Annotated in this window: 14 protein-coding genes; 12 read left to right on the top strand and 2 right to left on the bottom strand. The window is 61.3% G+C overall.

Translation table 11 applies throughout. The features are described 5' to 3' along the window. Positions 1-185 precede the first annotated feature (185 nt). The 10 genes from ACAX43_RS02550 (at position 186) to ACAX43_RS02505 (ending at position 11,161) form a co-directional block, all read left to right on the top strand. The gene (locus ACAX43_RS02550) at positions 186-881 is read left to right on the top strand and encodes a hypothetical protein (RefSeq protein ID WP_370706842.1); all 696 of its coding nucleotides are present in this window, start codon (positions 186-188) and stop codon (positions 879-881) included. A 9-nt stretch (positions 882-890) separates the two neighbouring features. After that, positions 891-1,058: a PAAR domain-containing protein gene (locus ACAX43_RS02545; RefSeq protein ID WP_370706841.1), complete on the top strand. Its 168-nt coding sequence runs from the start codon at positions 891-893 to the stop codon at positions 1,056-1,058. 626 nt (positions 1,059-1,684) lie between these two features. Next, positions 1,685-1,999, top strand: coding sequence for a hypothetical protein (locus ACAX43_RS02540; protein ID WP_370706840.1), 315 nt, complete (start codon positions 1,685-1,687; stop codon positions 1,997-1,999). 3 nt (positions 2,000-2,002) lie between these two features. Further along, the gene (locus ACAX43_RS02535) at positions 2,003-2,314 is read left to right on the top strand and encodes a hypothetical protein (protein ID WP_370706839.1); all 312 of its coding nucleotides are present in this window, start codon (positions 2,003-2,005) and stop codon (positions 2,312-2,314) included. Positions 2,315-2,316: 2 nt separating this feature from the next. Next, positions 2,317-2,970, top strand: coding sequence for a hypothetical protein (locus tag ACAX43_RS02530; protein ID WP_370706838.1), 654 nt, complete (start codon positions 2,317-2,319; stop codon positions 2,968-2,970). A 38-nt stretch (positions 2,971-3,008) separates the two neighbouring features. After that, complete coding sequence (locus tag ACAX43_RS02525; protein WP_370706837.1) at positions 3,009-3,269, top strand: PAAR domain-containing protein; 261 nt, start codon at positions 3,009-3,011, stop codon at positions 3,267-3,269. A gap of 113 nt (positions 3,270-3,382) precedes the next feature. After that, positions 3,383-4,579 carry a hypothetical protein gene (locus tag ACAX43_RS02520; protein WP_370706836.1) on the top strand — a complete coding sequence of 399 codons (1,197 nt, stop codon included), beginning with the start codon at positions 3,383-3,385 and terminating at the stop codon, positions 4,577-4,579. Next, on the top strand, positions 4,576-8,175 hold the full coding sequence (locus tag ACAX43_RS02515) for an ImcF-related family protein (RefSeq protein ID WP_370706835.1): 3,600 nt from the start codon (positions 4,576-4,578) through the stop codon (positions 8,173-8,175). Before ACAX43_RS02520 ends, ACAX43_RS02515 begins: the two co-directional genes overlap by 4 nt. Further along, complete coding sequence (gene tssF, locus ACAX43_RS02510) at positions 8,172-9,998, top strand: type VI secretion system baseplate subunit TssF (RefSeq protein WP_370706834.1); 1,827 nt, start codon at positions 8,172-8,174, stop codon at positions 9,996-9,998. The genes ACAX43_RS02515 and tssF overlap by 4 nt, the downstream gene beginning before the upstream one ends. A gap of 290 nt (positions 9,999-10,288) precedes the next feature. Continuing rightward, a complete protein-coding gene (locus ACAX43_RS02505; protein WP_370706833.1) occupies positions 10,289-11,161 on the top strand; it encodes a LysR family transcriptional regulator in 873 nt (290 codons plus the stop codon). A gap of 2 nt (positions 11,162-11,163) precedes the next feature. Here the strand turns inward: ACAX43_RS02505 and ACAX43_RS02500 are convergent, their stop codons facing one another. Next, entirely contained in the window at positions 11,164-11,418 is a 255-nt protein-coding gene (locus tag ACAX43_RS02500) for a hypothetical protein (protein WP_370706832.1), read from the bottom strand. 54 nt (positions 11,419-11,472) lie between these two features. Then, on the bottom strand, positions 11,473-11,964 hold the full coding sequence (locus ACAX43_RS02495; protein WP_370706831.1) for a lecithin retinol acyltransferase family protein: 492 nt from the start codon (positions 11,962-11,964) through the stop codon (positions 11,473-11,475). Positions 11,965-12,424: 460 nt separating this feature from the next. On the opposite strand from ACAX43_RS02495, the gene ACAX43_RS02490 reads away from it, so the two are divergent. After that, complete coding sequence (locus tag ACAX43_RS02490) at positions 12,425-12,721, top strand: hypothetical protein (RefSeq protein WP_370706830.1); 297 nt, start codon at positions 12,425-12,427, stop codon at positions 12,719-12,721. Continuing rightward, complete coding sequence (locus ACAX43_RS02485; RefSeq protein WP_370706829.1) at positions 12,718-13,488, top strand: PP2C family serine/threonine-protein phosphatase; 771 nt, start codon at positions 12,718-12,720, stop codon at positions 13,486-13,488. Before ACAX43_RS02490 ends, ACAX43_RS02485 begins: the two co-directional genes overlap by 4 nt. Positions 13,489-13,492: the final 4 nt, after the last annotated feature.

Below are 13,492 nucleotides of genomic sequence, written 5' to 3'. Positions count from 1 at the left end.
ACTTTACGACCGATCCCAATCCGAACCTCAAGCAACCTGCACGTTCAGGCCTGTTTCAGCTTAGTTGGCAGTGCAGGCGGTTTGCCCGCCCGTCAGCATTTTTTCCGTTATGCCTATTTTATTCTCGGCGATAGTCCGAGCATGCCAACAGAAGCGGGACTGGTGCGCCAAACGGAGAATACCCAATGATTCACCGTATTATCGTGGCAACTGGACTACTCTTATACTCGATAGCCTACGCGCAATCGGCAACTGATGCTGCCCCCCTCCATAGCATCGGAACCAATCGTACCGACCTAAAAGTGGAGGAACAATGTGGCATGTCGTTGAATACTCCAGCGTTGAAAAGTGTCTCTGATCAAACGATTGGGTTTGGCTGCACCAATTCATATAAAAACGGTAGCCAGGCCGTCATGGAGATGGATTTTCAATACGATCCGAATTTCAATTCCCGTGGTGGCGATAACATTACTTTCGTGGTCGAAGACATCGGTATCGACAGAAAAATGGCTTCTGGGGGTGACGCCGTGTTCCGCGTGAAATCCGGCGAGGCCGTGCCGACTCTGACGCCATACTCAGCATACAAAGAGTCGAATTGTGGCGTACCGGTAACCAAAACTGACGTATCACCCATTCAAGGCAGCAACTGGCATGGCTGGATCGCTGAGGAGACGTTCGCGAAAGCGCGCGGCCGCTGCAAACCGACGAAGGAATACACGTCACGCTACCGCTGCGTTCATGTCATGGTCGGCAACGACAGAATGACGGCCCAGTTAGACGGTGTGTGTCTCCTACGAAAGCGTGAACTTAGCCTGGAAAATGGCTTCAGCTATGACCTCTTTATGGACATGCTCTGGACACTTCGCTTTAATGAAGGATAAGGTCCAGGCGTGCCCAGGCGACGAAGCGCTCTGCGCGCTGCACGGAAAAAAGCGACGATTGCCGAGGGCAACGCGTCGTTTCCAGTTCGGAACGGCAAGCCAGTCGCAATGCACCACCACCGTTGCGCGTGTGGCTGCCGAATACTGTCGTCGCTGGAGAACGTGAGTATCGCCTGACGATGCCGGTCGATCTGTCGCGAGGGTGCGTCGCCTCGTGCTTACTCGACGAACAGGCCGCGGCTCGTGCCGTGGCTAATCGGCTAAGTGCTGTGCTGTGCTGCGGGATTGGTGTCGCAGTGGCGCTGATCATGGGGCCGGTGGAGTACGCCCGCGAGCGGTGCATGGTTCTTGTTCTGCGTGGCGGGCCTGCCCAACGCCCTGCTCCTTCTCACGCTCGGCATTGCGCGCGCCGAATGCAAAGCATTGTGGTTCTGGACGCATTTCTAAAACATGCACTGGCGTAACTGGCTCAATGACCGCGTGAGCGATGCGCAGCATCCCATACCATCGCTGGAACGCTGGAACGCTGGAATTCTATCGGCGATCGTCCTACGCCATCGACACGCGTCAAGTGAAGGGCGTTGTGGTGCTCTGCTGGAAGAGGGGCTCACGTTGATACCGCAATAGAATGGAAAACCATCAGAAGTGCGAATATTTATCAATTTAGGAATTGTCTCATGCTTGTCTCATAGACGTTCGCTAGTCGCGGCGGGTAACCTTACCAGGTCGAATCGCAAGGGCCTGCACATTTCCACGTGCGTGCGCACCGTGCCACCTAAAAAACCGGAGACCTCACTGCCGCCATGCCAACCATGGACAATGTTCCGCAGCATCCGGAGGCCAGGCTCCCCCAACACCCTGATCTCTCGATCGCTACGCTCGCCTCGCCACCGGATGCGCTTGAATTCCATCTTCAGGATGCGCTCGACGATACCCGCGTGGCCGAGGTCACCGTTACGTCGAAAGTGAACGGCAGCATAGTGGTCCATTGTCCGAGCGAATTCCGGATCAAGGCTGCGTCGATCACGTTCGAAGGCCCTGACGGTCTGAATCCACCCCTGCTGGCGCTGCCTGAAAGCGCTCGGAAAATAACGGACCTGTACCCGTCCTCGCGCTAAGTTATGGTGATCAGCCCTCCATTCCTGCCTGCCGCCGGCATCACGTCCACCGACCCCACGGAACCCGATCCGATGATGGCGGCCGTTGAGCAGTTTGAACTGCTCCATCACGGCACCTACCCGATTGCGTTTGACCGCCGTTCGCATTGCGGCATTCACCTGGCCCCGTCTGAACAGACGGAGCCCGTACGGGCGATCGCCGACGGCGTGGCATATGCACAGGCACTAGCGGTGCTGGCAGAAGTCAAATTTCCAGATGCGTCAGGGGCTCTCTCATTGGGGTTTCCTGAAGGACGCAGTCCACGGAGGGATTGAGCATGCGTGACAGATTGCGTGCAATTTTGATTGGGATAATTTTCGCAATCGTCCCACTCAACTCGTACGCGACAGACAGTACTTTTTCAGCTATTGAGCCGTCGAGACTCGTAGTCGACATGGGAGAACAATGTGTTATCAGCGTCAAGGACTATTTAAAAGGTCATCTGGCTAGTGGAATGCCATTGAATGCATCTTACTGGACGGACAAACCGCCGGTTCGAACGCTGATGTCGAAGTTTGGTGTTAGTTTCGTTTGTGCCAGTTTGATCGACAATTCCAAAGAGGTGATCGCACGCCAGCATGGTGCTGTCTACGACGAAGATAAAAAAGAGTGGGTTCCTTATTTTGAGAGTGATAGCGATGCAAGGCTTCTGGACACATTCACCAAGGTGCATAACCTGAAAGCGGTCAACGGGGACGGATTCTATTTGATCCAGGACGATCGGGATGGCGATCCCGCGCGGCGCCAACGCTACCTGTCATTCTGCATTTTTCACGAAACCACGGCGGTGTGTGGCGAAGAACCCGTTATGTACCTCAGCGATCCTAACGGAAATATGCTCCCGTACGTTCTTGACATCCTTCGCAGCGTCGAATTTGTTGGAACCTCGGGATCCAAACCCGTGCCGCCAGGTGCCCCTGTCAATCAGTGACGCGATACTACTCAACGATCTGTAGAAGAAGAGAATTGATGCCATCCCCGATTCGTCAAGGTGACAAACTGGAAAACGGCGGTGAGGTGACGACCGCCTCATCAGAAATGATGTTCATGGATAAGCTCCTCGCGTGCCTGGGTGACGAAGCGCTCTGTGCACTGCATGGAAAGACGACTATTGCCGAAGGCAACGCGTCGTTTCCCGGCAAGGGCGGTAAGCCGATCGCGATGCACTACCACCGTTGCGCGTGCGGCTGCCGATTGCTGTCGTCACTGCAGAACGTTAACATCGCCTGACGATGCCGGTCGATCTGTCGCCCGCGGGACCGCCGCGTGCCTACCCGACGAACAGGCCGCGTCTTGTCCCATGGCTTATCGGGTGGATCCTGTGCAACGGAATTGGCTCAGCGGTGGCGTTGCTGCTGTGGCCGGCACGCACATCCGCGAGCGGGCCATGGTTCTGGTTTTGCGTGCTGGGTATCCCCAATGGCCTGTTTTTTATCACGCTGGGCATTGCGCGCGCAGGATACGAAGCATTGTGGTTCCGGGCGCATTACTGGAACATGCACCGGAGCAAATGGCTCAACAGCCGCGTGCGCTATGCGCAGCAACCGCTGCAGGTGCTGGGCGTGGGCTATTGCCTGCCGCTTGACGGCACGAGTCTCACCGGCGCAATCGCGGCAGCGAAGCCCCTGCCGAAAATGCAGGCGCCGCGCAACGGTCCAGGGACGATCCTGCACAACCGTTTTGCCGATAACGATCCGCAACTCGATAGCCCGGCAATAGAAGCAGAAACGCTACAACACGAAGCCGTACACGATGAGAGCGGAACCCATGTATCAACGCAGACCCTGGTTTCCTCGACGGTCCATCTGATCCGTCGGGCACTTGAGCCGCTGACCGTCAGTCTGAACGCGCTATCGCAGTACGAGCCGATTTACTGGCCGAAGGTCCATGTGCTGGCCTCGCCCGCCGAAGCGGAGAAATGTGAACAGCAGGTCCGCGATGCGCTGCGCATGGTGGGCTTGCCTGCTCTTCAATGTCAGGCGGTACCGGCTACAGACAGCCTGCTGGTGGCCGACGCATGGCTCGATGCGAGTGAGAAACACCCGCTGCTTGTCGTCGCCGCGGAGTGGCATGATGCGCCGATTGCCGGCAGCACCGAAGGCGGCATCGCCGTCCTGCTCGCCCCCGGTGTGTTCGTCTTACCCGAGCCGGTCAAGGTCATCGCGACCCTGCACCGCCCCGTCGCAGGCGAACTGGATACGCTCACCGATGTACTCGCGAACGCCGTGTTATGGGGCAACGCCGATGCTCCAACCGTCAATCCCGCCTGGATCAGCGGCCTGGACGCCTCGCACGAAACAGACCTACTAGCCGCACTCGGCAAAGCTTCGCTCGCTGGCGTCACAAAGCTGGAAACGCAGCGACGCCCTGACAGTCTGATCGGTCGCTCGGGCGCAGCAGGCGGCTGGCTATCAATCGCCGCGGCAGTCGAATCGGCGGCGAGTGGCCCGCACCTGATCCTTCACACCCCTCAGCACACGCAAACCGCGCAGGCCGCGATCCTTTACGTCAGCCCCGCAACGGTCCACTTCGCCGCATGACGAATCCGACGAATAACCTCAAGACACTCGCATTGCGCGACGAGCCCACCGACGCATCGGGGAACCTCGCCATATGGGGGCTAATCGTGGCCGCCGTCGTGCTGGCCGGGCTCGCGCTTGGGCTGGTCTGGTTCAAGGGCGAGCTGCTCAATTTCACGACGCTCGATGCCAGGAAGACCGCATCGCTAGGGATTCTTGCAGCACTCCTTGCGGTCGTGATCCTGCATCTGGCCGCGCTGGGATTCGGCGCGTACAGCATGGCGGCCCGGTTGTTTCGCCAGGAGACCGGCGATCAGCCGAAAGCCGACGAGGCGATTGCGGCGCTGAAACGCGACGTGCGCCTGCAATACCTGTCTGAGGAACTGCGCACCGTTCACGGCTGGTTCTGGCGCTACCGGATGCCCTGGCTTCTGGTGAGCGGCGCCGACACATTGATCGAAACGACCGCGCCCGGCCTCAAACAGGCCGGCGTAATGCATATCGCCGATGCCATCCTCGTGCATGCGGCACCCGACGGTATCGATGCCGCACTGTGGCGCAGACAGGTCCGGCAGCTACGGCACAGGCGTCCGGTCGACGGCGTGGTTCAGATCACGCAAACAGGTGGGGACATCCGGCCCGACGCCGAACTGCCACGCTCGCTCGCCGGAATCGCGACGGATCTTGGGTGGGCCGCGCCCATCACGTTCCTGCATGCTGTGCCGGCGAACGGTAACCAGCCCGAGAAATTCCAGGCCATTGGCACGCTGATCTCGGGCTCGCCCAACCGCGCAGATAAGAGTTCGGCCCACGAACTGAAAGATCAACTCACCATGCTCGAACAGCAGACGGGAACGATGGGCGTGCAGCTGTGCGGGGAGTCAACGCGCATTCGTTACCTTGCGCAGGTATCGAAGTACATCGGTGACCAGCAGGAGCGCATTGTCACGGGACTGGAGAATCTGATCGCCTCGAAATGGCTCCGCGCCCCGTTCGCGGGCGTGATGTTCGCGCCGGTGTTCGAGGCGAGCCGCCCGGGTGCAACACCGGTCGTCACGCCCGCCGTGGCTGCCTCGATCCAGGTCGCTTCGACCGGCATGACCGGCGTCACCAGCATGACGCTGCGAGTACAACCGGCCTCGCTGCTGCCCACCTGGCAAGAAATCGTGCGCGACGTGCGTCGCCTGAACGGCAAACGCGTCGGCTTTTACTGGCCCAATGCGCTGGCCGCACTTGTCATGGCACTGGCGATCGGCTGGTGCGTGGCAATGACGATCTCGGCTATCGGCAACCGGCATCTGATCCACGACGCACAGGCGGCGTCCGACGCGGCGCTTGCAGCCGCACCCGGCACACCGGCAGCACTGCGGGCCCAGCTCGCGCTGCAACAACAGATCGAAATGCTCGAGTATCGCCAGCAGCACGGCGCACCGTGGTACCTGCACGCGGGCCTGAACCGCAACAACGACATCCTCGGTGCGCTCTGGCAGCCATACCGCACAGTTGCCACCCGTAACCTGCAACGCCCGGTCGTACAAGCGCTCGAAGCATTCCTAACAAATGTCGCTGAGGTGCGCGCCGACACGCTGCAGAGCCACGATACGCAGCGGCATGGCTATAACACGCTGAAGGCGTACCTGATGCTGGCCGACCCACGCCGCACCGACCCTGCGTTCCTGAAAAACCAGATCGTGAGCGCATGGCCTGCACCCGCCGCCATGTCGGCCGGAGCGTGGCTCGATACCTCCCAGCGTCTCGCCAGCTTTTACTCAGAGCACCTGGAGGCGCACCCGGAATGGCGCATCGAGGCATCGTCCCCGATCGTGACCACCGCGCGCAATTCGCTCGCGAACCAGATCGGTCTCGAGAACGCTGACGACACGGTTTATCAGAACATCCTCGACGATGCGAAGGGCAAGTACGCGGACGCATCGCTCGGCACGCTGCTGAGCGGCGCGGACGCACGCGGGCTCTTCGCGACTACGCAGAGCGTGCCAGGCATCTACACCCGCGCGGCGTGGGACGGCATGATCGCCGAAACGATCAACAAGGCCGCGGGCGAGCGACATGGGGGCGGTGACTGGGTACTGTCAAATGATGGGCCGGCGCAATCCGTGAACGCCGCTGTCGTGCAGGGAGCGGTCACGACCGTAGAGGCCCTTGACGAGAAACGCGCCAGCGAAGATCTGAAACAGCGGCTCACGGCGCGGTATTTCGCAGAATACACCGCCGCATGGCAGGGCATGCTCAACAGCATCCAGTGGCAGCGTGCGGCGAACCTGAACGGTGCGATCGACCAGCTTACCCGTCTCGCGGACGCACAGACCTCGCCGCTCATTGCGCTGATGAAATCCATCCAATACCAGGCGCAGGCTGGCCGCCCATCCCAGGCGCTAGCTGATACGCTGGTGCGCAAGGCCCAAAGCCTGATCCCCCAAAGGGACGTCCTGCGTGGCGTCGGCAGCGATGACAAAGCCCAGGCACCAGTCCTCAATCCGCTCGACAAGCCGTTCGGGCCGCTGCTCGCGCTGATGGGCGACATTGATGCAACCGGAACGGGCGGCACGCGTGCTGCTGCCCCTACGGCGCTTGGCGGCATGAGCCTCGGGCACTACCTGACAGTGGCGACCGCGATGCGGCTGAAGCTGCAGCAGATCGCCGCGAGTCCTGACGCGCAGGCAATGGCCCGCTCGCTCGCACAGGCCGTGTTCCAGGGCAAGCTGTCGGAACTCGCGCAGGCACGCGACGACGCCGCGCTCACCGCAGCGAGCCTCGGCACCGCGTGGGCCGGCTTCGGCGATGCGCTGTTTGCCCGGCCGCTGGACACCTCGTGGGAAACCATCCTGCAACCAGCCGCGGCCAGCCTGAACGAAGCGTGGCGTGCAAGCGTTGCCACGCCGTTCACCGCGGCCATGAATGGCCGCTATCCGTTCTTCGACACCAATGCCGACGCATCCTTCGCCGAGCTTGGACGGTACGTGCGCCCGGACACCGGACTGATCGACCGATTCATCACCACGCAACTGGCGGGCGTGCTCAAGCAGCAGGGCGACCAGTGGGTGCCCAACGAGCTGGCTCCGCAGGCGCTGCAATTCGATCCGAAATTCCTCGCGTCGATCCGGCAACTCTCGATGCTCGGCGCACAGTTGTATGCGCAGGGCGACGCCGGTTATCGCTTCGAAATCATGGCGCTGCCGTCGGTTAGCGTGACCCGCACGGAACTCACCGTCGACGGCACGCCGCTTGTCTACTTCAACCAGCAGGAATCGTGGACGACGCTCACATGGCCCGGCAACGGCCTGAACGGGCGGGCGGCCCTGATGTGGCAGATGGTCAACGCCGGCTTGCGCCAGGCGTTCGACGCAACGGGCGACTGGGCCTTCCTGCGACTGCTGTCGAGAGCCGATATCAAGCCGCTCGACAGCACACGATACGAACTGACGTGGAACCAGCCGGATGCCGCGCCGCTGCGCTACGTGCTGCGCACGCAGGTTGGCGCCGGGCCACTCGATCTGCTGAAGCTGCGCGGCGTCAGGATGCCTGAGCGAATTTTTATTGTTGGCAAGGCAGGATCGGTGCCGGCGCTTCCACCCTTGCCGCCAGAGATGATGCAATGAGTGACCAGGACAAACCGCATCTGAAATATTACGAAGCTGAGATGCGCTATCTTCACGAAGCGAGCAAGGCGTTCTCGGCAGAACATCCTGATACGGCGCGCAGATTGGGCCTGACCGGTCTAGGTGCGCGCGAGGATAGCGTAGAACGGCTTTACCAGGGCTTCGCATTCCTGATGGGACGGCTGCGCATGAAGCTCGATGACGCACTGCCGGAGATCACCAACCCACTGATCGACAACGTGTGGCCACACGCCGGGCGCACGATCCCTTCGCTGGCGATCCTTGAATGCGTGCCGCGCCTGGATGCCGCACGCGCACCCGATACGCTGATTGCGGGCCTGCAGGTACGCTCCAGTCCGGTCGGGCCGGAGGGTACCGTCTGTATCTACCGCACCACACAGTCAGTGCGCCTGCTGCCGCTGCGCGTGCATGAGGCTGGCCCGGCGGTGCGCGCGGACGGCCGCACGGTAATTCGTATCGCGTTCGAATTGCAGCACGTCGACCGGCGCTCACTCGATGACCTGTCGCGTATCCGCCTGTATCTGCACGGCGACCGGCCCACCGCTTCGGCGCTCTATGCGGCGTTCACGCGCCAGGTGGACGCGATCGGGGTACGCATGCCGCAGACTCACGAGGGCCGCGTGCAGCCGCAGCCGCGCATGACGATCGAGGCGGTCGGCTTTGGGCCCGGATCCAGGCTGTGGCCAGCCGAAAACGGGCGGCCCAACCGGGAACTGGATCGCGAGCAGACGATGCTCGAATACTTCACGTTCCCCGAGAAATACCATTTCGTAGACCTGTGCGGCTTCGATGCGAAGAGCGTGCCTGACGGTGAGACGCGTCTCGAATTCGAGATCACGCTGAATGGGCGACTCGCCAGCGACGTCACGTTCGACGCGGACCACATCCGGCTCTTCTGCACACCGGTGATCAACCTGTTCGAGATCGACGCGCAGCCGCTGCAACCGAACGCGCATGATCGCGACTACCCGGTGCTCCCTCCGGCCGCCGATGGCAAGCATATCGAGCCATACCAGGTGCTATCGGTTGTCGCCGCCGACCTGGAAAGCGCGGAGCAGCACGCCTACGAGCCCTTCAGGACGTTCCGGCACCATGGCGGGATGCTGCGCCACGAAGCGGCCGAGCGGTATTTCCATACGTCAATGGACTATGGCGTGGCGGGCGGACGCCAGATGTGGATCACGCTGGGTGGCCACGTGTGGGACAGAGGCAGGGAAACAGTCGGGAGAGCAGCCGGGGAGGAATTCGGCACGGTGCCCGACAAGCATGTAGCGGTGCGCGTGCTGGCGAACAATGGCATGTTGCCGCGCATGGCGCTTCGCGAGTCGGCGATCACGACGCCCGTCTTAAGCGCAGGTGGTATCGGCAGCGTGCGCAACCTGACGCAGCCGACGACACCGTTCTACCCGCCGCGAGACAGACAGTACCAGTGGCAGGTCATCTCGCACTTCTCCGGCCGGGAGTTCGACGTGCTGAACACGGACGTGCTGCGTGGCGTGCTTGCGCTGTACGACTGGACCGGGCAGGACGACAACGCCAGTCGCATCGAGGCGATTCGCGAGGTGTGGATTGAACCGGGGCGGGTCATCAGGAAAGGTTACGTGTTGCGGGAGTTCGGCATTCACGTGGAAATCGATCCCGCAGGTTTCGCCGGCCCGGGCGACGTGGTGCTATTTGGCGATGTGTTGAGCCACTTTATCGGGCGCTACGCCTGCTATCAGTATTCGGTGCGGCTCGTTCTGCGCTCGAACGGCAATGAAACCGTTTATCCCTCTACCGAATTCACAGGATCAGTCATGTGATGGAAATGAAACAGGTGAGGTTTCGACGGACGAAGCAGTCAGCAGCCTGCCTTGCACTGACGTAGCAATTTTATTTTTTCTCATCACTTCAACCTTCAGACCGACGCCGCCACCAGCGCCCCGACGTGTGCGATTGCCGCATTGCGGCGCGCCGCGCGGCCGCTCGTCCCGGTGAAGTAGACCACCACGAGCGCCGGCCCACATGTGAAGCCGCAACGATCGGTTTTTCGTCCGCGGCTGACAAACGATGATAAGTTAGTCGACTCACGAGAAAATCTTATTTCTTCCCCATGAGACCGTACCTCCCGCTAAACGCGCTGCGCGCCTTCGAATCGTCCGCGCGGCATTTGAGCTTCACGCGCGCCGCGCTTGAATTGAACGTCACCCAGGCGGCCGTCAGCCAGCAGGTCAGAACGCTGGAGGAGCGCCTGGGGACCGCCCTTTTCAAACGTCTGCCGCGCGGACTCGTCATGACCGACGAAGGCCTCGCGCTACGCCCCGTCCTGACCGATGCGTTCGATCGTATCGAGGCCGTGCTCAAGCAGTTCGACGGCGGCCACTTTCACGAGGTCCTGACGGTCGGCGTGGTGGGGACCTTTGCGGTGGGATGGCTGATGCCGCGCCTCAAGTCGTTTCGCGACGCGCATCCGTTTGTCGAACTACGGCTGCTGACGAACAACAATCTCGTCGATCTCGCCACCGAAGGCCTCGACTTCGCGATTCGATTCGGCGACGGCACCTGGCCCGGCTCGCTCGCCACCCGGTTGCTCGACGCGCCGCTCGCGATTCTATGTGCGCCTGAAATCGCCGAGCGTCTGTCCGAGCCCACCGATCTCGCCAACGAAACCTTGCTGCGTTCATATCGCGTCGACGACTGGATGAGCTGGTTCGCGGCCGCCGGCATTCCGCCACGGCCGATTCGCGGGCCGGTGTTCGATTCGTCCCGGCTGATGGTGGAAGCGGCCATGCAGGGTGCGGGCATTGCGCTGGCGCCGGCGCTGATGTTCGATCACGAGATCAACACTGGCCGACTGGTGCGCCCGTTCGAGGTGAAAGTTCATGCCGGCAGCTACTGGCTGACGGCGTTGAAGGGCAAGCCGATGACATCGGCGATGCTGCTGTTCAGTCAGTGGATCGTCAAGGAAGCGGCCTCGCACGCGTAAAGCTAGCAAACCGCCGCGCGCCGATGGCCATTCATCGCGGGCCGCTCGGCTTGTGGCGGGAACACGTTCCATGAGCCGTCGTCGTGACGGAAGAAGAAGATCGACAGCAAGCCGCCCGGCCGCAATGCTTCCACGCAGACATAGCGCTGATGTTGCGACGCGCGGTGGCAAAACCGTACGACACGCGCGGGCATCGACGGTGTCGGCGCGAGCCATTTATCGACGGCCCAGTGCAAGGTCTTTTCTGCGGCAACCATGATGTTCTCCTCGAATCCTTAACGCTTTGAATCCTTGATTCCGTTTCCACTCGCTCAGGCAAGTTGCGCGCCAACCTGACGATCCCTCGCACCGCTTTCGACAAAAGCCTTCACGAGACACACCAGCGCGTGCACGCCGGCGCGCGGATGCCGCAAGCAGCAATGCACCTGTTCGCTGCGGCTTTCGCCGAGCAGGCACCATGCGCAGAAGTGCTCGCAGTTGTTCGTCAGCAGGCGGTAGCGGTTTTCGCCGAGACGGGAGCGCGCGCGGCGCACGGCTTCGTCGCCGACGTAGCGAGCGCACGGTGTCGTGCGGATCGTCAAAGGATGACCGGCGGCGAAGCGGTTTAATTCCACTTCCTCCACCGGACCGCGATGAGCAGAACCCGCAAAGCCCGCGTAATGAACCACACGGCCATTGCCCACGTAAATGCCATGGTGTTCATAACCGCGCCGTTGCGTGACGAGATGCGCGCCGATCGGCAGGTCGATGGTCGAGGCGTCGTTGCAAGCTTCGCTGCTCGTCTCGAGAAGGTTCGTGTTCATGGCTGGCCTCGCTTCAATATCCAACACCGTTGCGAGATCTTTTGCATCATCCGGGCCATGTGCGGAAAAGCCTTTATTTAAAGGGCTGGCAGGAATGGCGAGGCGTTTGGAACGAGGCAGGTGTCCGTTGGGAGCCGACAGAATTTGCGCCGATGTGTTGGCACATGGCGATCATTTTCGAGCATGGGGTGAGCGCCCGCGACGCTATTCAGCAGAGTCAGCGACCCGATCCAATGTGTTGGGTGCCACAACGCTCCAAACCCGCGATTGTTGGCTGCACGCCGACCTCTATCCGTCCGCATGCTTACATGCTGCGAGCGCCAAAGCACGGAATCGCCGCGCAATCAACGCGTTACGAAAAAGCGCGCGCGCGAGCCGCAGATTGGCATGGCATTTGCACTATCACGTCCAATTCCTTTTAAACCGCGCGCCCGGAGTGCGCGGCCAACCGGAGATCGACATGGCTTCCATCACAGTGAACGACCTCACGCTGAACCTCGCGCTCGACCGTAAAGCGATGGCGGCGATCCGCGGCGGCGGCGGTGCGCCATGGGTGTACGGCTGGATTCAGCCCTATGTGCGGGATACGCCGAGCATCGGACCGGTTGTCAACCTGTACGATATCTCGAACAACTTCTATGCTAACCAGATGATCAACACGTTCCAGTCAGTCGATGTCCGCAATACCGGCGCGAACTCGAACATCAATGTCTCCCCTGACGCACGCAGCAGAAACGATACGGTGCAGCCCTTGTGACCTGTACGAGCCCATTTCGATGGACGTCGTCCGCGCGTTCAGACGCCGGACGCGTCCGTGAAATCAACGAAGATGCCTGCCTCGACCAGCCCGAACCCGGACGCTGGGCCGTCGCCGATGGCATGGGCGGGCATGCGGTCGGCGATCTGGCGAGCCGGCTGGTAGTCGACGCATTGAGCCGGCTCGCGCCTCCGCTCAGCATGAAAACCACGCTCGCCGACGCGCGGGCGAGGCTGCAACAGGCTAACCGCCAACTCAGGGAAGAAGCCGCGCGCCGCCAGGTGCAACGGATCGGCAGCACGATAATCGTGCTGCTTGCGTGCGACCGCTTCTGCGGCTATCTCTGGGCCGGCGACAGCCGGCTCTATCTGCACCGTCAAGGGCAATTGCGGCAACTGACGCGCGATCACAGTCAGGTGGAAGAACTGAAGTCGCTTGGCGTCATTACCGAAGAAGAGGCGCGGCATCATCCGGCGCAGCATATGATCACGCGCGCGGTCGGTGCAACGGATGTGCTCGACCTTGAAGAGGATGTGATCGAAGTCGTGGACGGCGATGTTTTCCTGCTATGCAGCGACGGCCTGAGCAACGAAGTCAGCGATGCGGAAATACTTGAGGTGCTGAGCACCGTGGCGTGCGAGCATGCGTCCGCAGAGTTGATTGAACGGGCCATTGCGCACGGCGGGCGGGACAACATCACCGCCGTGGTAGTGCAGGCGCAAGACGCTTACGCGTCCGACAAAACCTTGCTGAACCCGGCGCCTTGAACGT

The sequence above is a fragment of the Paraburkholderia sp. IW21 genome (genome assembly GCF_041321145.1).
GTDB lineage: Bacteria > Pseudomonadota > Gammaproteobacteria > Burkholderiales > Burkholderiaceae > Paraburkholderia.
The sequence above is the reverse complement of the archived record's forward strand: the minus strand, read 5'-3'. Positions and strand labels throughout refer to the sequence as shown.